This window comes from Antricoccus suffuscus (assembly GCF_003003235.1).
Classification (GTDB): Bacteria; Actinomycetota; Actinomycetes; order Mycobacteriales; family Antricoccaceae; genus Antricoccus; species Antricoccus suffuscus.
On the sequence record NZ_PVUE01000001.1, the window covers coordinates 342,578 to 364,691 of the forward strand.

Consider the following 22,114-nt stretch of genomic DNA (forward strand, 5'->3'; position numbering starts at 1 on the left):
TTCAATCGACGTCATCAACCGATAAGTTTGCCCGTGCGGATCGGCTAGGCGGCGTCGGGGGCCTCGTCGTACTCCCGGTCCTTCGGCGGAGCAAGGTCAAACAGGAATCCCGAGTAGACGATCTCCGGCTCATTGCCGGACCGTTTGAGCCGGCGGGCGCGGACGGCAAATACGGCGGCGATCGCCCAGGCGAGCAGGGCGGTGACGGCGCCGGCCGCGACGATCAGACCGAGGATGACGAGCACAAACAGCGTCGTCGAGCTCGTGTCGAACATGGGTAGCGCCTCCCGCCGGCCGGTGGCCGAGACCAAAAAGCCAATAGTACGTCGGCGAGCCGAATTTCTCGGGCGCGCTGGGCGCATGTCTGTCGGTGCGGGGACGGTACCTCGGGTGGGTGAGCGTCGTTCGGAACGGCGTGTTTCGTACGGCCGGCCGCTCGTCGCGGCGAAACGGCGGTGAGTTGGGCCGCGTCCACAGGCAACGTTCAAGTTTCACAGATAAGGTTTTGGCGTGACAGTGACATATCAGGCCTCGATCCTGCCCAGTTGGCTCGACCCCGCCAACATAATTTCCGGCATGGGCGGGTTCGCACTGCTCGGAATCTGCCTGATCCTGTTCGCCGAGTGCGCGCTGTTGATCGGCTTCTTCCTGCCCGGCGACACGCTCCTGTTCTTCGCCGGCATCTTCTGGGCCAGTGGCGCGATTGCGACGCCGCTCGTCGTACTGCTGGCAGCAATGGCGCTTGCGGCGTTCATCGGCAACATGGTCGGCTATTGGATCGGCTACAAGGTCGGGCCAGCGGTGTTTAAACGCCCGGACGCGAAGTTCCTTAAACCGGAGTACATCCAAAGGTCCGAAAAGCTCTTCGACAAGTACGGCAAGCCGGCGATCGTGCTGGCGCGGTTTGTGCCGGTCGTCCGTACCGTCGCGCCGGTTATGGCCGGCGCCTCGAAGATGGACCGCAAGATCTACGCGCTCTATTCAGCGATCGGCGGCGTCGCGTGGGTCGTCGTGGTGACACTGCTCGGGATCTGGCTCGGCCAGGTCGCGTTTATCCGGGACCATCTCGACCTGGTGATCGTCGCGGCCGTGGTGATCGTCGTACTGTTCTCCGCGGCTCCGGCGCTGATGCATTTCGTGCAGAAGCGCAAGAATCGGACTCAGACCGCTGAACCGACCGACTGACGTCTCGACGCTCGGTACGCCGCGGGCTTGCGGTCGCGTGATTAGATCGACATCACGTGGCAACGAAGGAGAAGCCGATGACCGACAATACGCGACCACCGCTGAAAAAGGGCGTCATGCAGCTCGTCGACGAAGCGATGAGCGAGGTAGTCACGCTCACCGTGGACGAGGCAGCGGCCAAGGTTAACGATCCGAACGTCTTGTTCGTCGATATTCGCGACTCGCGTGAGCTCGACCGGGAGGGGCAGGTTCCGTCGGCGTTCAACGTGAACCGCGGAATGCTCGAGTTCTGGGTCGATCCGCAGTCGCCGTACTTCAAAGAGCCGCTTGGTGATGACCGCGAGAAGGTCTTGTACTGCGCCGGTGGCTGGCGATCTGCGCTCGCGGCCAAGACCCTTCAAGACATGGGCATCTCGAACGTGTCGCACATCGAAGGCGGATTTGGTGCCTGGAAGGAGGCCGGCAAACCGGTCGTCGACAGGGAGAGGCACGGCAAGAAGTAGCCACGCGGGCAGTTGCGACCTATTCCCAAGAGGATGGGTCCGCAGTAATTTAGATGCGGGCGTTGCCGCACATCTCAGTCGAGCCAGCCGTTGCCTCGACGCGTTACTTGTAGCGCCGGGGGAGCACCACCATGAACCTCGCGAATATCTTGAGCCGCGCCGCAACGGAGCACCCGGACCGGGTCGCGCTGCGCATGGGCAGCGTGGAGGTGACCTATGCGCAGTTCGTCGAGCAGAGCCGGAGATTTGCCGGATTTCTGCGCGAGCAAGGGCTGAAACCAGGCGAGCGCGTCGCCTGTTGGGCGCCGAACTGCCTGGAATACCTGCCGGTGATCTTTGGTGCATGGTGGGCCGGCGGCGTGGCGGTCCCGCTCAACTATCTGTTCGGGGCCGACGCGCTACGCCATGCCGTCACTGATTCCGAGGCTCAGTGGGTGTTGGCACGAGGCGAGGATGTCACTCGGCTGCAAGAGCTGCTGACCGGTCTTCCGCTCGCCGGACGGATCATCTCGGCTGCGGGGGCGGAGCACTCAGACTATGACTTCGCGACGATCTCGCGGACCGCTTCGCCGCTGGCGGAAGTGCAGCCGCGACTCGACGACGAGGACGCGCTGCTGATGTACACCAGCGGGTCGACCGGCATGCCCAAGGGCGTGCGGCAGACGCACCGCAACACCGGCTCGCAGGTCGACGCGGTGATCGACATCTGGGGGATTAACGGCGACGACCACGCGCTGAACTCCATGCCGTTGTTCCACGTCGGCGGACTTCAACTGTGTAGCTTGCCGGTGTTGGCGCGCGGCGGGCAGATCACGTTCATGCCGAAATGGGACCCCAACGAGTGGCTGAGATTGGTCCAGGAGTCGCGACCGTCGATCGGCGGGCTGATCTCCACCATGCTCATCGACGTCGGAAACCTCACTCAGGACAACCCGACTCGGTTGGACTCGATGCGCATCTGCATGTTCGGCGGATCGCGTACGCCGCCCGCGCCGGTGCAACGTTTCGTGCGCGGGACCGGCGTCGTACCGACCGAGATCTACGGCCAGACCGAACAGAACGGCCTTGCCGTGACATATCGCGCCGGCGAATCGCCGCGCGAAGAGTCGATGGGTCGCGCCCTGGACCAAATCATGCGGTGGCAGCTGGTGCCGCCGGGCGGTGACGAGGCACTGCCGTCAGGCTCTGAGGACGTCGGCGAATTCTGGGTGCGCGGCGACGCGGTGACGCCAGGGTACTGGCGGATGCCGGAGTTAAACGCCGAACGATTTGTCGACGGCTGGTTCCGCACCGGGGACCTGGTGCGAGCAGACAGCGAGGGATACTTGTACTACGTCGACCGGATCGACGACATGATCGTCAGCGGCGGTGAGAACGTCTATCCGCAGATGGTGGAGTCGCATCTCGCGTCTTGCCCGCAGATCGCGGAGGTCGCGATCATCGGCACCGCCGACGACCGGTGGGTGCAAAAAGTAACGGCGGTCGTTGTGCCGTCGGCCCGGGGAGTCAGCGCTGAGGACATCTATAGCTACTGCGAAACCGATCCGAATCTTAAAGGACTGCAGCGACCGAAGCGCATCGAGTTCGTCGATGCCCTGCCCCGTACCGGAAGCGGCAAGCTCAACCGGCCCGAGTTGCGGCAGCAGTTCCCCTGACAAGCCGTCTGATTCGATAAGCGAGTGCTCGTGACCCTCGACAGCCGCATCAGCCGCGCACCCGATGTGCGCTGCGCGGTCGCCACTCCGTAGGGCTATCGGTAAACCGTGGGTCAGTCGAGGAGCGCGGAGCGCAGAGTATCCAGGCCGACGCCGCCGATGTCGAGAGCGCGGCGGTGGAAATCCTTCAGCGAAAACGCGTCGCCTTCGCGGCGGCGTACCTCGTCACGCAGCTGTTCCCAGATGCGCTGGCCCACCTTGTACGACGGTGCCTGACCGGGCCAGCCGAAGTAGCGGTTGACCTCGAACCGGACGAACGCCTCCTCCATGTTGACGTTGTCGTTCATGAAGTCGAACGCGTAGTCGTAGTCCCACACGCCCTTGCCGTCGAGCCGCTGCTTGCCCAGGTGCACGCCGATGTCGAGTACGACGCGGGCCGCGCGCATTCGTTGTCCATCGAGCATCCCGAGCCGGTCGGCCGGGTCGTCGAGGTAGCCGAGATCTTCCATGAGGCGTTCGGCGTACAGCGCCCACCCCTCTGCGTGCCCGCTGGTGCCACCGAGTTGCCGCCGCCACGTGTTGAGCAGCGCACGGTTGTAGACGGCCTGGCCGATCTGCAGGTGATGGCCAGGCACGCCCTCGTGGTAGACGGTCGTGGTCTCGCGCCAGGTGTCGAACTCCGTGACGCCCTCGGGCACCGACCACCACATCCGCCCGGCGCGGGAGAAGTCGTCACTTGGCCCGCTGTAGTAGATCCCGCCGTCCTGGGTCGGCGCGATCATGCACTCGATCCGGCGTACCGGCTCCGGGATGTCGAAGTGCGACTTTGACAGGTCCGCGACGGCGGTGTCGGCCAGCCGCTGCATCCATTCCTGCAGCGCCTTTGTGCCATGCAAGCGCTGCGACTGATCGGCCTCGAGGTGCGCGATCGCCTCCTTGACCGACGCGCCGGGTTTGATCTCGTTGGCTATCGTGGTCTGTTCGGTGACCATCCGCTCGAGCTCCTCGACGCCCCATTCGTAAGTCTCATCAAGGTCGATCACGGCGCCGAGGAACCTGCGCGACTCCAGCGCGTAGATCTCCCGGCCGACCGCGTCCTGGTCCGTAGCCGCGGGCGCGAGTTCTTTGGCGAAGAAGTCCGCGAGTTCGCCGTACGCCGCCGCGGACGCGTTCGCCCCCTTCGCGAGGTCGGCCGTGAGCGATGCCGGCAGGGGGGCCCCGGAGTCCAGTGCGGCCGCGCCGGCGAATGTACCGAAGAAGCCGTCCGCCGCGGCATGCCGTTTCAGCTGGTCGAGCACTTCGCGTACCTGACGCCGAGCCGGGGTTTGCCCGTCGCGGATACCCGCTCGCAGGGTTTCGACGTACCCGCGTACGGCGCCGGGCAGGTTGCCCAGACGCTCGGAGATGGTCTCCCAGTCGCCCTCGGTCGCGTGAGGCATGAGATCGAAGATGCCGCGGATCGACTGCGCAGGCGACTCGAGCACGTTGACATCGCGCTTCCACAGGCCGGCGTCGTACTCCTCGACGGTCAGTCGCAGGTCGGCGAGCATGTCGGTCTTGGTCACCTGATCGACCGAATCGGCGACCTCGGCCGTTTCAAGTGCAGTGATGACTTTTTTGGTCGCGGCGATGCGCTCCTCATGGCCGGCGGGGGATAGGTCGGCGTACTCGCCCACGCGGCCGGGGAGACCGATCCAGACAGCGATGTCGGGGACGAGGTCGGCGAGGGTGACGACCCAGCCTTCGGCTATACGGTCGATGGGCGTGGGCTGGCGCGTCGGAGTCATACCCTTCAGCGTAGTGACGGTCGCGTGTCCTGTCGCCGTACCCGTGCACGCTGACCGTTCAGCGGAGGTTGTCGCGCAGCCAGTCGGCCAGGATCCGCGCGCTGTGATCCACCTGCTGTGGCCAGTCCATGGCGGATTCGTCGGCCTGGTCGCTGATGTGCTTCACCAGCCGCACCGGTATGCCGAGTTGCGCGCAGGCCCGGGCGATCGCGAACCCTTCCATATCCACCATGTGCGCCTCCCTGGCAAGTGCGTCGCGTACGGCGGGATCGGTGATGAAGCTGTCACCGGTGGCGAGCGTCGTACCGTCCCCGCCGTCGATCTCGATCTCGTCGACCACGGGGTAGCCGAGTGAACGCAAAACCGCGGCGCTGATGTCGTGGTTGCGCACCAGCGACGGCGTAAACAAGCCAGCGACGTCGGGGCGAAGTGCGCCGGCGGTACCGATGTTGATCACTGTCGGCTGGCCGTCCGACTCAAGCACCGCGCGGGTCACGGCGATGGCGGCGTCGACCTTTCCGATGCCGCAGATCACGACCCGGAAGTCGGTGGGCACGTACGCCGCCTCGGACTGCGTTGCGGAAACGACGATGACATCGGACGTGGACACGGGGTCCTCTCGGTTGAGTGGTGCGGTCGGAGAAGAGGTGGGGCAAACGTCAGGCGAGGAACTGTCGCAACAGACCTGGTACGGCGGACTCGGCGAACTCGACTGCTATCGAGGGCTCCAGGTCGCGGATGTCGTAGTGCTGAGCGCCCGCGGCGGTGGTTGCGGTGAGGGTGATAACGCCGGACCGGCGTTGAAAGAACGACTGACGCAGATTCCAGCCAATGACGCCGTCACGCTGCAATACCGACGTACGCCGTGACAGCGATCCGGCCCGGCGCACCAGGTAACCGTCGTGCAGGGCGTGGCCGAGGTTGCGGTAGCGGTCTCGGGCCAGTAGTGCGCCGATCGGAATCAGCGCGAGTGACACCACGGGAACGACGCCGGACAGGTCCGGGATCAGCGGCAGGCCGGGCTTCCACGCCAGTACGGCGATCGCGATCACGACGCCCGAGACCAGGAATGCGCGGCTGTAGCGCCGACGGTTCGCGATCGGGCCGTGCCGGGTAAGGGGCGCAGTCAGCGCGCCCCGATCGCGCAGCACCTCGCCGCCGACCTGGGACGCGACGGACACCGGTGCGGGTGGGACCAGCGTCGATCCGCCCTCGCCATTGCTCTCGCGACCCTTGGCGCGAAGGCCGGTCGAGATTGCGGACATCCGTCCCGCATGGGCAATGCGCAGTAGTAGCGGTTCGACGAGCTCGACGCCGCGCAGCCGTCGTTCCTCGATGCTGGTCGCTCGCGTCGTGAGCAGCCCGCGGCTGACGTGCAGTGTGCCGCCGTCGTGTCTGCTGAGCCGGAACCTCCAAAACGCGAGGACGTAACCGACGACCGAAAGCAGCGTGACGATGAGGAGAAGGGCGATAGTAACGATCGCGACGGCTACCCAGGTGGAGAGCTTCGCGAGCGCCTGTGTCGTCTGCTCGATCGCGGCGATCCTGTTGATCTGCCCGCCGATCTCATTGAGAATCCGCCACGCGAAACCGACGATGATCAGACCGGAGATGACGCCGGACAACGTAAGCGGCGCGTACCGGATCCATTTCGGATCGAGCCGCAAGATCAGATGCTTGGCCGTAGCGTCCGGCAAAGTGGTCGGTATGGCGACCGTTTCGCCGGACGTCAGCGAGTCGGCGTGCGAGGCCGGCGTACGCCGATGGAGCAGGTCGATGCGAAGCTGCTGCGCATCTTTGGTCGGTAACGAGTCGAGGATGAGCCGGTTGTCCCGGCCGGTGCTCGCGGTCCCGATCTCGACCTTGGCCAGCCCGAGCGCCCGGTGCAGGATGTCTGAGGTCAGATCGACGGTGCGCACCCTGTCTGCGGACGCCGCCAGCGCCTTACGACGAAACAGCCCGGTGCGCACTTCGATCTTGTCCGGCGTGATCCGGAAACGGGTGGTGACCCACCGCAGGAGCGCCATCATGATGACCAGGACGCCGGCGCCGAGCGCCCACCAGTGTCCTTTGCCGCCTGAGTTGCCGAGGAAGAACACCCCCACGAGCGCCGGGAAGAAGCGTCCGATTTCCTTGATGGGATGGATGAGGAGCATCCGCGCATTGAGCCGGCGCCATTCTGAATCCGCCTCCGGTAGGTTGGCGAATCCTTCGCGCAGAGTCTCGGTCACGTCGCGTCGTCCTGTGCGGCTTCGGCCGAGGCCGTCAGGTCGCGGATGACCTGCTCGGCGACGGGACGGTCGAGCCCGGTGATCTTGAGCGGCCCCGCCGCCGATGCGGTCGTGACAGTGACTTCGGCCAGCTTGAACAACTGCTGGATCGGACCCCGCTCCAGGTCGACGGTCTGCACGCGTGACAGCGGTGCGATACGTCGTTCCTGGGTGAACCAACCGGACTGCGTGTAGACCGCCGTGTCGGTGACTTCCCAGCGATGCACCCGATAACGCCACTGCGGTTCGATGATCGTGTTGAGGGCGAGCAGCACCAGCGTCGCGATCGCAATTGGCCAACGCCACTGCGAGTCTCCGTCATCGATCACCCACCAGATGACCTGAGCGACGATGACTGGGATCCAGCGGAGCGGCGTACGCGCCGTCCAGTACCAGATCGCACGCTTACTCACCAGATACGCCGGAGGGCGTAGCGCGAAGTCGGTCCGGTCATCAGCCGTGTCGGAGTGGGCGGGTATGGTCATGCTCCTAGCGTGCCATGTCCCCTCTGGCCGCGCGTGGTCGTGAGTCACGATGCGGCCCCTGACATCTGTCATGGCTATTCGCGGGCCGAGATCACGTCCGCCGGGGCCGGTCGCAAAGCCGATCTGGCGGCAAGGGAACTCGCGGCCCACGTGAGTGCGCCGGCTGCGGCGACGATGACGCCGTACATCCACCACGTGATCGATGCGGGACCGTTAGTCACGCCATGCGCATATGCGTTCACTGTTGCAAGGCCGATCGTCGTACCGAGTACGACGGCAACCAAAGTCGCGGCGCCGACTTCCAGGTGCAGCATGCGGATTACGCCACGACGTTTCATGCCGGCGAGCCGCAGCAGTGCGAACTCGCGGGACCGTGCGGCGGTTGCCATGGCGAGCGTGTTGAAGACCGCGATTGAGGTGAAGCCGCCGATCAGCGCGAGAATCATGTAGCCCATTCCCTTGGACACGCCTTCGCCGCTGCTATGTTGTGCGGCGCGGAACTGGTCCGCCGACATCACTTGTACGCCGGCAACCGCATTCCGGAGCTGCGCCGTCGATGCTCCGCTGATCTTCAGGGACGAGCTATACGCCGAATCACCGTGCGCAGCCAGCAGATCGAAGGACAGCACAACTCCTGGAAAAGCCAGGTCGTTGCGATATATCGCGCCGACGACCAGGCTGATCGGCGTGCCGTCGCTGAGCCGTAGGTCGACCGGCTCGCCCACGCGCAGCCCGAGATCGTTCGCAGTCGCGCGAGAGAGCGCGAGCTGGTTGTCGTTGAGATTCGCGCTACCGCTGATGACGCCGAGATCGATATTGTCCCTTAAACCGTCGAGTGTAAGACCGGTGGCGTCGTACTTTTCGCGCCCAAACCACACCTTTCCGTGGGTCTCCTGGGTGACCGCGTGTACGCCGGACACCGAGCGTGCGGCGGCCGCTTGGGTGGCGGTGACCCCGGGACCGGGAGCGACGATCACGGAGTCTGCGCGCGTCGCGGCTACTCGTTGGGCGGCGGTCGCATCTTGCAACGCGGTCGGCGGGAACAGAATCGTGCACGCCATTGCGACCCCAAGCGCCATTGGCGTGACGATGGAGGCAAGCCGTCGAGCATTGGTGCGGTTGTTGGCGGCTGCGAGGAATCCGGACCGACGTGACAGCACCGACAGCCCGACGCCGAGAACAATCGACGCGCCGCGCATGAGCGTCGGGCCGAGCAACGCGATCGCGACCGCTGCGGCAATCACGGACAAGAAGCTCACTGGCGAGGCGCCCGCGTCGCTATGCAGATGCGCGGTTAGGAAGATGAACCCTGCGCCGACGCCGGCTGCAACCACGCCCAGCACAATGCGCACGACACCAAGACGCCGCGGGCCGACTGCCGCGTCGGCGAGAGCCTCTGTCGGGCGAATCGCTGTCGTACGACGCGCGCTCACCCGGGCAGCAGTCCACGCCGCCATGACGGTGGCGACCACTGCTATGCCGATCGGAATCAGCCCGACGTCGATTCTGAGATTCGGCGGTATAACGCCAAAGTGGGCGAACCCATCGCCCAGGAGTCGCGACAGAGGGATCCCCACTCCGGCCCCGATCAGGCTGGCAACAATACCGAGCAGCAACACCTCCGCGCCGATCATCTTGCGCACTTGCTTGGGTGTGGCGCCCAGCGCGCGCAGGAGCGCGAGTTCGCGTTCGCGTTGTCCGATGGACAGTGCCAGAGTGCCTGAGACGACGAGGATCGCAATCAGCAATGAGATACCGCCGAGTACAGCGCCGAGGCTGATCAACGTCGTACTCGACCTGGCTACGCCAGGAAACTCCACCGCCCCACGGCGATCGCCTGTGAATGCCTCCGCGCCTGCTTTACCTGCGGCGGCCTGGATGGCGGTTAAGTCGGAGTGCGTGGCGCCCGGAAGGCCGATCGCATAGAGCAGCCCCGGATGGGCCGCGAGCGCACTTGCCTCGGAGTCGGCGAAGAAAATGGTCGTCTGATGCGATAGCTGCTGTTTGGTGATGCCGGAGACGACGTACGGCGTGGCGCCGGCCGCCGTCTGGATATTTACCGCGTCGCCGACGTGAAGTCCCGCTATATAGGCGATCCGCGCATCCACGACGACCTCACCAGGCAACTTCGGCGGACTGCCCTCAGCGAGGGTGAATGGTGCGAGACCCGCCGAGCCCCACCCGTGACCGAGCGACTCGCCGTACCTCGAAGTCGGGATCGGCGTACCGTCCGGACGCAGCACGGAGGCGCCAAAAGTGAGCTCGCCGACGGCGTCCTGCCCGCCCGGTAGTCCTTGAATCTGGTCGAGTAGTGAAGCATCGATCCACTCGTGCTGCGTCAAGGCCTTGGTCTTGATCTTCGTCTTGTCTCCGGAGATCTCCGACACTTTTAGGAGTTGGTCGGCGGCAACGACCACCGGGGTTGCGGTGTACCGCTCGGTCGAAACGGCGCCGCGGATACCGGACTCGAGCAGACTGCCGCACGCAGCGACGAGCGCTGCCGCACATATAAGAGTGACGAAGGCGGCGATGAAGCTGCCCTTGCGGGCGCGGAGTGTCTCAAACGCGAGCGTGCGCATGCGTGGTCCCCGTTCGCAGGTCGGACATGCGAGCGGCAATCGCCTCCGTCGAGGGGCGTCCGAGCACTCCCGCGATTTCGCCGTCGGCAAGGAAAAGTACGTGGTCGGCGATTGCCGCAGCCACGGGATCATGCGTCACCATCACGACCGACTGGTGCATCTGGTCGACGGTGTTTCGCAGTAGCATCAGCACATCGTGACCCGTGGCGCTGTCGAGTGCTCCGGTCGGCTCGTCGGCGAAAATGACATCCGGCCGCGCGACCAGGGCGCGCGCGATCGCGACTCGCTGCTGCTGGCCGCCGGAGAGCTGGGCCGGACGGTGCGTGGTGCGTTCGCCTAGCCCGACCCGCTCGATCACCTCGTGCAGCCAGGCGCGATCCGGACGATGACCGGCCAGCCGCATCGGGAGCGTGATGTTGTTCAGCACGCTCAGGGACGGGATCAAGTTGAAAGACTGGAAGATGAATCCCACGCGTTCGCGGCGCAGCTCGGTGAGCTTCACTTCGCGCATGCCGGTCAGGTCGGTGTCGCCGAGCGTGATCTGTCCGGAGGTCGGTAGGTCGAGACCGGCAGCGCAGTGCAGGAAGGTGCTCTTACCCGAGCCGGACGGTCCCATGACGGCGGTGAACGAGCCGCGGGGGAGGGTCACGCTCACCTCGCGGAGTGCATGTACGGCGGTCGCGCCCTTTCCGTACCGCTTGGACACGTCGACCAGTGTGACGCACGGGTCCGTCATCATCGGAATCATGCCCCAACGCTATGAGCGGGGTGGCGTGTGCGCGATGGCGGCAGATCCCGCCTTCTACCTGTAGTTATCTCCAGTACTGGGCGCGCGCCACGGTTCGCCCCTTGGCACGCCAACCTCCTCCTTGTCCTGGCAGATGCGACATGACGGGGAAGAGACTCAGCCGACAAGGAGTCGGTTGCCGATCATGCCTGCCGCGCCGCTACGTGTGCGGCAGGTCACTTCTCAGGTCTTGTCTTTCTAGAATCTGTCGTGCAAACTATGTGCAGTGCAACTGCAAGTAGGGGCGCAAGTCGCGCTGTTCTTGCGATCTCGGCGTGGCAGGCGATAAGCCGTGACTCCGAAACGCTAACCACCGCACGGATTCGTGCGGTCGATCTTTCGTACCCTCAAACTGGAAGTAGCGGCCCATGAACCCGCGCATTGAAATGACGTCGACGTCGGCGTCACCTACCGTCCTTGATCGGGCGCGCCTCCTTGCCGTCGATAGTTTGGGTGTCTCGATCGGCGGCGTGGAGTTGCTCTCCGAAGTGTCGTTCTCGGTCGATGCCGGCGAGGTTGTCGGCCTCGTGGGGGAGTCGGGATCCGGGAAGACCCTGACTGGGTTGAGCTTGATGGGTCTTCTGCCGGGTTCGGCGGTCGTGTCCGGATCGGTTCAGTTCCAGGGCAAGGAATTGCTTGCAGCGGAGCCGGAGGAGCTTCGTCAACTACGCGGCAACGAGCTGAGCATGATTTTTCAAGAGCCGCGGGCATCGCTGCACCCGGCCCGCCCGATTGGCAAGCAATTGCTCGACGTCATCCGGGCGCATGAGGACGTCTCAAAGGACGTGGCTCGTGCGCGCGCAATCGATTTGCTGAGTCAGGTGGGTCTGCCGAACCCGAGACGAACACTAGATTCGTACACGTATGAGCTTTCCGGTGGCATGTGCCAGCGGGTGATGATCGCTATGGCCCTGATCTGCGAACCCGCGTTGCTGATAGCGGATGAGCCGACGACTGCTCTGGATGTCACTATCCAGCAGCAGATCATCTCGTTGCTGCGGAACCTGGCCGAGGAACGCGGGATCTCGGTCGTTCTGATCAGTCACAACCTCGGTGTCATCAGTGACATCTGTTCGCGAGTTGTCACAATGTATTGCGGGCAGGTCGCCAATATCGATTCCACGGATGGACTTCTGCGCCATCCGCAACACCCATATCCCAGCGCGTTGTTACAAGCGTCCAAGATCGATCTCGACAAAACTGACGACTGGGTCGGTATCGGCGGCTCACCGGCGAACCCAGCAAACCCGCCCAGCGGATGCCGCTTCGGCCCACGATGTGCATATCGCCGTGACGAATGCGCCGCGGCGATCCCGCCGATAGCGATCGCGTCTACCGGTGCTCTGACCAGATGTATCAGGCACGCCGAGCTCGAACTGGTCGGGGTGACCGAATGAGCGTCGTCAATGCGGACCGCGCGGCAACTATCGACCGCGGCCGCGATGTCGCGTTGCGCGTCAACGACCTGGTTGTCTCGTACGGGAGTGGACGTAACGCATTGCGTGCGGTCGATGGCGTGACGGTCGAGATCGAGCGTGGCAAGACACTCGGCGTTATCGGAGAGTCCGGGTCCGGGAAGTCGACCCTGGCGATGTCTATCGCGGGGCTGGTTCGGGCCGCGTCCGGAACCATCGAGCTGAGCACCGGTGGGAGCGAACTCCAACCAGCGGCGAAGTCGATCGGTCGTGATGGGTTCGTGCAGGTCATCTTCCAAGACCCGCTGCTTGCGTTGAGCCCGAGTATTCCGATTTGGAAGAGCGTGGTGGAGCCTCTCGTACCGTCCAAGCTCCGGATTCCGACCAAGTTGAAAACCAGGGCAGTGGAGCTTCTCGAGCGTGTTGGACTGAGCGCGGATCTCGCTGACCGACGACCAGCTCAGCTGTCCGGCGGGCAGCGCCAGCGAGTCACGATCGCCCGGGCGCTCGCGTCGAAGGCGCCGATCATCATGTGCGACGAGCCCGTGTCCGCGCTCGACATCTCATTGCAGGCCGGCGTACTGAGACTCCTGGACGAACTTCGGAAGGATGACGGGCTCACGTATCTGTTCATCTCGCACGATATGTCTTCAATAGCGCGCCTCGCCGATCAAGTTGGCGTCATGTACCTCGGTCAGCTCGTGGAGATCGGGCCGGTGAAAAGCATTCTTCGACGGCCAATGCATCCCTATACGAGCGCACTTATCAGTGCGATTCCGGTCGTCACGCTCGAGAAGCGAACCGATAAGCGAATGTTGTTGCCCGGCGAGATCCCGGATGGGCGCAACCCTCCGTCTGGATGCCGATTCCGCACGCGATGCCCATTCGCACAGCCGCTGTGCGCGCAGAAAGCACCGCCAATGCAGTTAGCAGACGAAGACTCCAGTCATCAAACCGCGTGCCACTACTGGCGCGAGATCCGCGACGGCGAACTGCAACCGCGATCCGCCTAATCCTGCATTCCCTGTGTATCAACGACTTACTGCCCAAGAAGGAGACCTGATGGCCCACACGTTAAGAGGCGTTCCACGCCGAAAGCTCGCTCCCGTGATTGCGATGGCGGCGAGCGCGCTCACCGCATTAAGCGTGGTGTCATGTTCGTCGGGCGCCTCGGGGAGCACCGACACGGCCGCCAATAAGGACGCGACACTGAAGGTCGTCCAGGGCGCCACCCCAAACCAGTTCGACCCCTGTGGAACGGCCAACGGCTCCGAGACAACCTCGATGAACTTGATTTACGCGCCGTTGATCCGGGGCAATCCGGCAACAGGCGAGCTGTCCCCGGGCCTCGCGACAAGCTGGAAATTCTCTGACGACTCGCTGTCGCTCACGCTGACCCTGCAGGAGGGCTTGACGTTCCAAGACGGCACCCCATTGAATGCTTCCACCGTCGCCGAAAGCCTCAACCAGTGCCTCGCGCTGGGAAGCCAGACCGTCGACGAGATCGAGAGTGTCAAGGCCGAGGGCACGAAGACGCTGGTCTTCCACCTCAATGCGCCCAATGCCGGCCTACCTGAGATCCTCTCCTCTCGGCTCGGGCTGATCGCATCGCCTGCGGCTCGCGAGAAGGAAGGTACGGCCTTTGGGTCGAAGCCCGTCGGTGCCGGACCGTTTACGCTCGAGACATTCACGCCCGGCTCGACCATCAGCCTCAAGAGGTGGACCGGCTACAAGGAGGCCGGAGTGCCGGCGCCGAAGGTCGCCGCTATAGAGATTTCGATCATTACCGATCCCTCCGCCCAAGTTGCTGCGTTGTCCGGCGGTCAGGCGGACTTCGCGTTCTCGCTTAACTCCACGGCGGCGAAGACCCTGAAAGACACGCCTGGCGTCACGTTCGATAGTTACCTCGGGGTGTCCGTGGCTGATCTGAATATCGACCGAAGCCACGGGCCGCTCGCCGACGTGCGGGTGCGCCAGGCCATCAGCTATGCGATTGATCGTAAGGCTCTTGCCGAAGTAGGCACCGACGGTCTGAGCGACGTTGGGTCCGTCCAGCCATACCCGCCGGGCCATCCGTACTACGACAAGGGGCTGGCCTCGACGTACGACTACAACCCGAAAAAGGCGAAGCAGCTGCTGGCAGACGCCGGCTACCCCAATGGCTTGAAACTCAATGGGGTGGGTCTGGACGGCGCAATCTATGTCAACAACGGAATCGTGATCGCCGACCAGTTGGCAAAGGTTGGCATCGACGTGACATTCGAGGCGAAGGCGCTCCCCGAGGCGACTAAGTCGTTCTATACCGATCACAAATACGATCTGATGTCGACCGGGATGAACTCCGGGCCAGACTGGTACTCGATCTACCGGCGACTACTGACCACGTCGTCAGCGGGCAACGCAGGACACGTGCCCTTGGACGGCGGCAACGAGGCCGTCGCAGCCCTAGGCGCATCGAAAGACCAGGACGAGCTGAACGCCAATATCAAAGCAGCCAACAAGGTCTACCAGGCCGAGCTGCCGATCATCCCGCTCTTCTACAACCCGATCTCGGTCGCGTGGACCGACAAAGTCGACAATGCAAAGAGCGCTCTGGCGATCAACGGACAGCCCGATCTCGCTGCTCTCTCGATCAAGCAGTAGGGCATCGACAATGCATGCGATCGAGAAGACGGCGCCGCGACTGGTCGGGGGTGAACCGGCCGGTGCGGCGCCGGAAACCGGACAACCCGAAGATCCGGCAGAATCGAAAGGGTCGTCCCGCAAGATCGGGCGATTCGTTCTTCGGCGCCTTCTATTGTTCATCCCGACTGCGATCGGTGCGGGCTTTCTGACCTTCCTGCTCGTCAAGATCATCCCTGGCGGCCCTGCGTACGCGCGGCTGGGAGAGGACGCAACGCCGCAAGCCATAGCGGTGGTCGAAAAGCAACTGGGGCTGGACCGACCGTTTTTCGAGCAATTCTTCTCCTGGCTCGGCCGAGCGGTGACCGGTGACCTCGGAGAGTCCTTCCAGACCGGGCAACCAGTGATGGATCTGGTCAAGAACGCCCTGCCAGTCACCATCGAGCTAGTGCTCATCGGGATCGTGGCAACCGTACTTATCGCCATACCGATCGGCGTTTTTACCGCCAAACGAGCCGGACGGCCATCGGCAAACTTCGTCAAGAGTGTTTCCGGCCTCGGTCTCGCGGTGCCTGACTTCTTCCTTGCTCTGTTGCTGATCGACCTCTTTGCGGTGTGGCTGGGCTGGTTCCCGCGGCTCGGTTACCCGCGGTTTACCGAAGACCCGCTGGGAAACCTCTATCACATAGTGCTTCCTGTGGTGCCGATGATTTTAGGAGGGTCTGCCATCGTCATCCGGCAGGTCAGCGCCGCGATGATCGACGCGCTAGCGAGCGATCACACGCGAACAGCCCGGGCTATGGGGATCCCGGAACGGGTGGTGGTCTGGAAATACGCATTTCGTGCTGCGATGCCCACCGTGCTCAATGTGGTTGCGCTTCTAGCGCTGGGGATGCTCGGCGCCACGCTCATCATCGAGAAGATCTTCGTGCTTCCCGGGATGGGAGGCACGTTGGTCAACGGTATCGCCGTACGTGACTACACGCTGATCCTCGGAATCGTGCTCATCTACGTCGTGATCGCGCTGCTGGTGAACCTGATCGTCGACATCATCAGCGGAATCGTCAATCCTGCGACAAGGGGTGCATGAGATGGATTCTGCAGTCGACACGGAACCCCGAAACTTTGGGGCGACCAGGCGCTCGCGACGGCGTCCCAAGATCGGTCTGATTGTTGCGGTCGCCGTACTCGCTCTGGTATTGCTCGCGGCGATCTTTGCCCCTTGGGTCGCTCCGCACAGCCCTCTGACCAACGACCTTCCCAATCGTCTCGCGGGCCCGTCCGCGTCTCACTGGCTCGGCACCGACCAGTTCGGGCGGGACGTCCTCAGCCGGCTGATCTGGGGCGGGCGCAACGCGTTCGGTGGAGTTGCCATCGCGATCGGAGTGACACTCGTCGTGGGGATCCCCTGGGGCACGGTGGCTGGCTACTTCCCGAAGTACGTCGGCACTACGCTCATGCGCGTCGCCGACACCGTCATTGCCTTCCCGACGTTGGTCCTGGCGATCGCGATCACCGGTTCCCTCGGGGCCGGGCTGGTGACGTCGATGATCGCCATCGGGCTGGTCTTTTCGCCGAAGACCGCACAACTGACGCGCGCGGGTGTTCTCGCGCTACGTAGCCAGGAGTTCGTCCTGAGCGCGCGGCTCGGCCGGGTGCGGATGCCGATCATCGTGATCCGGCATATTTTGCCGATCGCGCTGCGCCCGGTCGTCGTACAAGTCACGATTTATACCGGTCTCGCGTTTGTGATCCAGGGCGTGTTGGCGTTTCTCGGACTTGGTCCACAACGCCCGACACCAAGCTGGGGCAGCGATCTGTCTGATGGATACGCGCAAATACTGTCCTCGCCGGGGCAGATCATCGCACCTGGTCTTCTGCTCGGAATTGTGGTGATGTGCGTATATCGCGTGGGAGATGCACTTCGGGACCGGATGAGTGCCGGTGCCCTTGATGATCAAGCTGCAAAGGATGAGGTCGTTGTCGCCTAATACCCAGTCGCCACTGTCCGGGGTCGTTGTCCTCGACACGAGCGAAAGTATCGCCGGCCAGTACGCCGGACGCCTGCTTGCTATGCACGGCGCGGACGTACTACTCATGGAACCGCCGGGAGGCACCCGCACACGAACAATGACTCCGCGTACTTCGGACGCTGACTCATATCTGTTCCGACATCTCAACCAGGGCAAGCGTTCGGTAGCACTCGACCCTTCGACTGACAGAGAACTTCTCCGCGGCCTGGTCAAGCGCGCCGACGTCATACTGCGCGGGCCTGACTCACCGCCGATGGGCTCGGTCCCGGACTCGGCGATCGACTGTGAGGTAAGGGATTTCCCGACCTCCGGACCGTATCGGGACTGGCAGGGCAGTGAGTTGATCCACTACGCGCTGAGCGGCACGATGAATGCCACCGGCGATATCACGCGCAAGCCGATCTACGGCGTCGGCCGGCGATCGTCCTACGCAACCGGCACTTCGGCGTACATCACCGTCGTGTCGGCGCTGTGGGAGCGTCGCTCATCCGGCCGCGGGCAGCATGTAGAGGCGACGGTGTTCGAGTCCCTGGCGGCAATGGGGCAAAACCTGATTAGCCAGTACAGCTACAACGGCACCGCCGAGACGCGCGCGAAGTACCCCGGATTCCTTGCGATGCTTCAGTGCAAGGACGCATGGGTCATCATGTTCGCGATCAGGGGCTGGCCCACGATGTGCCGGGTCTTCGGGCTTGAGGAACTCATCGACGATCCGCGCTTCCTTACCTCAGGTGATCGCTTGGCGAACTGGGAAGCGGCAGTAGAGATGTTCCGCGGCCCGGCCAGCACGATGCTCGCCGATGACGTCGTCGCCCAAGCGCAGGCCGGTCGAGTCAGCGCGGAACGGGTCAGCTCGCTGTCCGACCTTGTCGGATCGCAGCAGTGGTCCGCACGCAGCATGCTGCGCACCGTGCCATCCACCGACGGGCAACGCGAAGAGGTCGCGATGAGCCGGATCTTCACCAACTCCTCGGCAGACACAGAAGTGCGATTTGCCAGTCCCTGCTACGGAGACGACGTGGTGTTTGCGCAGTCAATTGCTGGGGAGTCGAAATGATCGAACGAGTACGGACCGGGCCGCTAAGCGGCGTACGAGTCTTGGAGTTCTCTACGGCATGGGCCGGGCCGTACGCCGGTCGGGCGCTGGCTTTCCTCGGCGCCGAGGTCATCAAAATTGAGGCGCCGAACCATCCAGACTCCTGGCGTGGCACTCGGTCGGCGGGCGCACCGGTCTACTACCCCGAGCTCACGCCCGGCGAGTCGCCGCAAAATCGAAGCGTCCTGTTCAACTCGCAGAATATCGACAAACTGTCGATCGGGCTGAACCTCAAGTTGGACGGTGCCCTCGGTGTCATGTACAAATTGGTCGAGCAGGCTGACGTCGTACTGGCCAACTTCACGCCCGGCGTCCTCGACCGGCTCGGAATCGGCCACGCCGATCTGAGCAAGATCAACCCACGCATCATCGTCGTGGAGATGCCCGCATTCGGCCCGGGTGGTCCTATGGCGACGCACCAGGGTATGGGCAAGACTATGGAACCGGCAGCCGGAATGACCGCACTGATGGGTTACGGCGACGGCAAACCGGTGCTCACTGGCCCGGCGATCGTGGACCCCACTGGCGGTCTCAACGCGGTGTCGGCCACCGTCACCGCGCTGGAGCTGCGTGAGCGTACCGGCGTCGGCAGCAGGGTCGAGCTCGCTCAGGTCGAGGCCGCATCCCACTGGATCGGCGAGTTTGTCTTGGCCAACGCCGATACCGGGATCAACCCGACGCCGCAAGGCAATCGGGTTGACTACGCGGCGCCGCACGACGCGTTCGCCTGCGCCGGTGACGACGAATGGGTCGTGATCGCCGTTGAGGAGGCCGACCAATGGATGGCCCTGTGCCGCGCGATCGGTGATGCTGGGCTTGTCGACGACCCGAGATTTGCCACGTTGGAAGCACGTCTGGCACACCAGGACGAGCTGGACCCGATCATCGAGTCATGGACGGCGCGTCACGGCAAATGGGAAGCCGCCGGTCTCCTCCAGTCCGTCGGCGTACCGGCGGCACCGGTGCTCGGTGGTGCTGAGATTGCCGAGAGCGAGGCGATGCGCGAAGCGGATGGGCTGATCGTCTCACTCAATCATTCGGCGGTCGGCACCCGTGACTACAGCGCCTTTGGATTCCGGCATGGCCGCACTCAAGGTGCGCATCGCTACGCCGCACCGCTGTTCGGTGAGCACAACGACGAGGTGTTGGGTGACCTTCTTGGATTTGATCCGACTGAGATCGCGGAGCTACGGGCATCGGGAGCAGTAGGGGATCGGCCTACCGCAGATACCGATACGCCGCGCACTGTCCAAACGACCGACGTGTCAGCCGCAGCCAGCGACGGGCATCTTGAGCCCGCAAAAGGAGGTCATGCATGAGCACGACAGGTGCACCTTCGCCAATCGCGTACAGCGAGTCGGCGTTGTCGTTCCGCAAGGAGATCCGCATTTGGCTGGCCGATAACGCGCCCGACGAAGTCCGCGGCCTCCGTGTCCCGCGAGAGCCGTCACCCGAGATCGAAGCGGTGATCGCCCGGTGGGCGCAGACGCTCACCGAAGCGCGGCTCATGTGCGTCGCGTGGCCGGAAGAATACGGCGGCCGAGGACTCTCCGGCGTCGAGGTCGCGATCATGAACGAAGAGTTCGACCGGATCGACGTACCGCGATTGACCCGTGGAATGGGCGAGTCGCTCGTCGGTCCGGCCATCATCGCGCACGCGACCCCCGAGCAAAAGCGGAGATTTCTACCGCCGATCATTTCCGGGGAACACGTCTACTGCCAAGGGTTCTCCGAGCCGGGCGCAGGATCGGACCTCGCCAGCCTGACGACCTCAGCGATCGTCGACGCCGACCGCCTCGTGATCAATGGCCAGAAAGTATGGACCTCGGGGTTCTTCAAGGCGAACATGATCTTCACGCTGGTGCGCACCAATCCGGATGCGCCGAAACACCATGGAATCTCGTATGTCCTTGTGCCGATCACCATCGACGGGAAGCCCAACGGCATCGAGTTTCGGCCGATCAACCGGATGACCGGACTGGCCCACTTCTCGGAGACGTTCTTCGCGGATGCGGTGGCGCCCCTGGACAACGTGATCGGTGGCCTCAACCACGGGTGGCAGACGGCGATGACCACGCTCGGCAGTGAGCGAGGCGCCAGTGCGACGACCGCCCATCTGGCGTTCTTCCGCCGGTTCTGGCAGCTCGTCGGTCAGGTGCGGGCGCGCGGCCTCATCGACGATGTGCGGGTGCGAGAGCAACTTGCCTGGATGTATGCCGAGGCAGAGGTGCTGCGCTACACCGGTTTCCAACTCATGGCGACCCTTGCCAGTGGCAACACGCCAGGCGGCGCCGGCAATGGATCGAGCAACAAGATCCGGTGGTCGGAGTACGAACGCCGCATGGCCGAGATTGCGATGGACCTGCTCGGCCCGGACTCGCTGGTGGTCGGTCCCGGTTACGAACTCGATGAGTGGCAGGAGGAGTTTCTGGTCACCCGGTCCCACACGATCTGGGGCGGGACCGCAGAGGTGCAGCGAAACATCGTCGGTGAACGAGTCCTCGGCCTACCGAAAGATCCGCAGCCGATAAGCAGCACGACGCCGAGAGGTAACCAATGACACTGGCGATCACGGACGAACAGAACGACCTGCGAGCGACGGTGCGCCGTTTCGTCGACCGTGAGCTATCACTCGACCGAGTGCGCGAGCTGATGGCGACGACCGAGGTGTTCGACCGCGACCTCTGGGTGCGGTTCGACACCGACCTCGGGATACTCGGCCTGTCGATCCCCGAGGAGTACGGCGGCAGCGGCGCCGGACAGCAGGAACTCGGCTATGTCTTCGAGGAGTTCGGCCGGTCGCTCGTGCCGTCGCCACTGTTGGCAACTCATGGTCTTGCGGTACCGGCACTCCTCGCGAGTGCCGATGTGGCTGCGGCGCGGCGGATACTTCCCCAGATCGCTGTTGGATCCACGGTCGCGACCGTTGCCTGGATGGCGCCCGGGGGCGACTGGGTCGTGCTCGCCCCCGAAGTCGTGGGCACGCAGACCGCGGACGGATGGCGGCTGACCGGGCCGACGTCTTACGTGCTCGACGGGCTCAGTGCCGATGTACTGCTGATCGTCGCACGTACCGAGGACACCGTCAGTCTCTTCGCGGTGACGGACGATGCGGCTGGAGTACGGCGTACGGCACTTCCGCCGCTGGATCAGACCCGCCCGTTAGCCAAGATCGAGCTGACCGAAGCTCCGGCAACCCTGATCGGCGAGTACGGCGATGGTGGGCGCATCCTCTCGACTGCGCTCGACTACGCCGGCACCTTGCTGGCCGCGGAAATGGTCGGTGGGGCACAGGCCTGCGTGGACATGAGCGTCGAATACGCCAAGGTCCGTGAGCAGTTCGGCCGACCCATCGGCTCTTTTCAGGCGATCAAGCACAAATGCGCCGAGATGTACGTCGCCGTCGAGGGCGCGCGCGCCGCCGCCTACTTCGCCATGTGGACGGCCACCGAAGACCCGACCGAACTGCCGCGCGTCGCGACGGTCGCAAAGTCAATGGCCGCCGAGGCGTACTTCCGCGCGGCGGCCGACAACGTCCAAATCCACGGCGGTATCGGGTTCACCTGGGAACACGATGCGCACCTGTATTTCAAGCGCGCCAAGGCATCGATGCAGCTCTTTGGTGATGTCGGGGCGTACCGACGGCGGTTGGCCGACCGAATCGGCCTCTAGACGAGCTAACGAACAGATCGCTACC

The 22,114-nt window shown here is 64.0% G+C and carries 19 protein-coding genes; 12 read left to right on the plus strand and 7 right to left on the minus strand.

What is annotated here, in order from left to right; genetic code table 11:
* Nucleotides 1–44: 44 nt before the first annotated feature.
* Nucleotides 45–275, minus strand: a complete 231-nt coding sequence (locus CLV47_RS01695; protein ID WP_106347254.1) for a hypothetical protein — start codon at nt 273–275, stop codon at nt 45–47.
* A gap of 235 nt (nt 276–510) precedes the next feature.
* On the opposite strand from CLV47_RS01695, the gene CLV47_RS01700 reads away from it, so the two are divergent.
* The 3 genes from CLV47_RS01700 (at nt 511) to CLV47_RS01710 (ending at nt 3,343) form a co-directional block, all read left to right on the plus strand.
* Entirely contained in the window at nt 511–1,185 is a 675-nt protein-coding gene (locus CLV47_RS01700; RefSeq protein ID WP_238145163.1) for a DedA family protein, read from the plus strand.
* A 77-nt stretch (nt 1,186–1,262) separates the two neighbouring features.
* Nucleotides 1,263–1,688, plus strand: coding sequence for a rhodanese-like domain-containing protein (locus tag CLV47_RS01705; protein WP_106347483.1), 426 nt, complete (start codon nt 1,263–1,265; stop codon nt 1,686–1,688).
* Between the two features lie 131 nt (nt 1,689–1,819).
* Complete coding sequence (locus CLV47_RS01710) at nt 1,820–3,343, plus strand: class I adenylate-forming enzyme family protein (RefSeq protein WP_106347256.1); 1,524 nt, start codon at nt 1,820–1,822, stop codon at nt 3,341–3,343.
* A 113-nt stretch (nt 3,344–3,456) separates the two neighbouring features.
* On the opposite strand, the gene CLV47_RS01715 is transcribed toward CLV47_RS01710, so the two are convergent.
* The 6 genes from CLV47_RS01715 to CLV47_RS01740 form a co-directional block, all read right to left on the minus strand.
* Nucleotides 3,457–5,130 (minus strand): DUF885 domain-containing protein, encoded by a 1,674-nt coding sequence (locus CLV47_RS01715; protein WP_106347257.1) that lies wholly within the window; start codon nt 5,128–5,130, stop codon nt 3,457–3,459.
* 58 nt (nt 5,131–5,188) lie between these two features.
* Nucleotides 5,189–5,740 carry a nucleosidase gene (locus CLV47_RS01720; RefSeq protein WP_106347258.1) on the minus strand — a complete coding sequence of 184 codons (552 nt, stop codon included), beginning with the start codon at nt 5,738–5,740 and terminating at the stop codon, nt 5,189–5,191.
* Nucleotides 5,741–5,789: 49 nt separating this feature from the next.
* Nucleotides 5,790–7,361 (minus strand): PH domain-containing protein, encoded by a 1,572-nt coding sequence (locus tag CLV47_RS01725; RefSeq protein ID WP_202862323.1) that lies wholly within the window; start codon nt 7,359–7,361, stop codon nt 5,790–5,792.
* Nucleotides 7,358–7,885 carry a PH domain-containing protein gene (locus CLV47_RS01730; protein WP_106347259.1) on the minus strand — a complete coding sequence of 176 codons (528 nt, stop codon included), beginning with the start codon at nt 7,883–7,885 and terminating at the stop codon, nt 7,358–7,360. The genes CLV47_RS01725 and CLV47_RS01730 overlap by 4 nt, the downstream gene beginning before the upstream one ends.
* 74 nt (nt 7,886–7,959) lie before the next feature.
* On the minus strand, nt 7,960–10,464 hold the full coding sequence (locus CLV47_RS01735; protein WP_106347260.1) for an ABC transporter permease: 2,505 nt from the start codon (nt 10,462–10,464) through the stop codon (nt 7,960–7,962).
* The gene (locus CLV47_RS01740) at nt 10,445–11,212 is read right to left on the minus strand and encodes an ABC transporter ATP-binding protein (protein WP_202862324.1); all 768 of its coding nucleotides are present in this window, start codon (nt 11,210–11,212) and stop codon (nt 10,445–10,447) included. Before CLV47_RS01740 ends, CLV47_RS01735 begins: the two co-directional genes overlap by 20 nt.
* Nucleotides 11,213–11,619: 407 nt before the next feature.
* On the opposite strand from CLV47_RS01740, the gene CLV47_RS01745 reads away from it, so the two are divergent.
* From CLV47_RS01745 to CLV47_RS01785, 9 genes are read left to right on the plus strand one after another with little or no spacing between them, the layout of a single operon-like run.
* The gene (locus CLV47_RS01745; protein ID WP_202862325.1) at nt 11,620–12,648 is read left to right on the plus strand and encodes an ABC transporter ATP-binding protein; all 1,029 of its coding nucleotides are present in this window, start codon (nt 11,620–11,622) and stop codon (nt 12,646–12,648) included.
* Nucleotides 12,645–13,679, plus strand: coding sequence for an ABC transporter ATP-binding protein (locus CLV47_RS01750; protein ID WP_170110913.1), 1,035 nt, complete (start codon nt 12,645–12,647; stop codon nt 13,677–13,679). The genes CLV47_RS01745 and CLV47_RS01750 overlap by 4 nt, the downstream gene beginning before the upstream one ends.
* A 49-nt stretch (nt 13,680–13,728) precedes the next feature.
* A complete protein-coding gene (locus CLV47_RS01755; protein ID WP_106347262.1) occupies nt 13,729–15,309 on the plus strand; it encodes an ABC transporter substrate-binding protein in 1,581 nt (526 codons plus the stop codon).
* A 10-nt stretch (nt 15,310–15,319) separates the two neighbouring features.
* Nucleotides 15,320–16,378 carry an ABC transporter permease gene (locus CLV47_RS01760; RefSeq protein ID WP_170110914.1) on the plus strand — a complete coding sequence of 353 codons (1,059 nt, stop codon included), beginning with the start codon at nt 15,320–15,322 and terminating at the stop codon, nt 16,376–16,378.
* Nucleotide 16,379: 1 nt separating this feature from the next.
* A complete protein-coding gene (locus CLV47_RS01765; protein WP_106347264.1) occupies nt 16,380–17,279 on the plus strand; it encodes an ABC transporter permease in 900 nt (299 codons plus the stop codon).
* On the plus strand, nt 17,269–18,378 hold the full coding sequence (locus CLV47_RS01770) for a CoA transferase (RefSeq protein WP_170110915.1): 1,110 nt from the start codon (nt 17,269–17,271) through the stop codon (nt 18,376–18,378). The genes CLV47_RS01765 and CLV47_RS01770 overlap by 11 nt, the downstream gene beginning before the upstream one ends.
* Entirely contained in the window at nt 18,375–19,736 is a 1,362-nt protein-coding gene (locus CLV47_RS01775; RefSeq protein ID WP_106347266.1) for a CaiB/BaiF CoA transferase family protein, read from the plus strand. The genes CLV47_RS01770 and CLV47_RS01775 overlap by 4 nt, the downstream gene beginning before the upstream one ends.
* Nucleotides 19,733–20,977 (plus strand): acyl-CoA dehydrogenase family protein, encoded by a 1,245-nt coding sequence (locus CLV47_RS01780; protein ID WP_106347267.1) that lies wholly within the window; start codon nt 19,733–19,735, stop codon nt 20,975–20,977. Before CLV47_RS01775 ends, CLV47_RS01780 begins: the two co-directional genes overlap by 4 nt.
* Complete coding sequence (locus CLV47_RS01785) at nt 20,974–22,089, plus strand: acyl-CoA dehydrogenase family protein (protein ID WP_106347268.1); 1,116 nt, start codon at nt 20,974–20,976, stop codon at nt 22,087–22,089. The genes CLV47_RS01780 and CLV47_RS01785 overlap by 4 nt, the downstream gene beginning before the upstream one ends.
* Nucleotides 22,090–22,114: the final 25 nt, after the last annotated feature.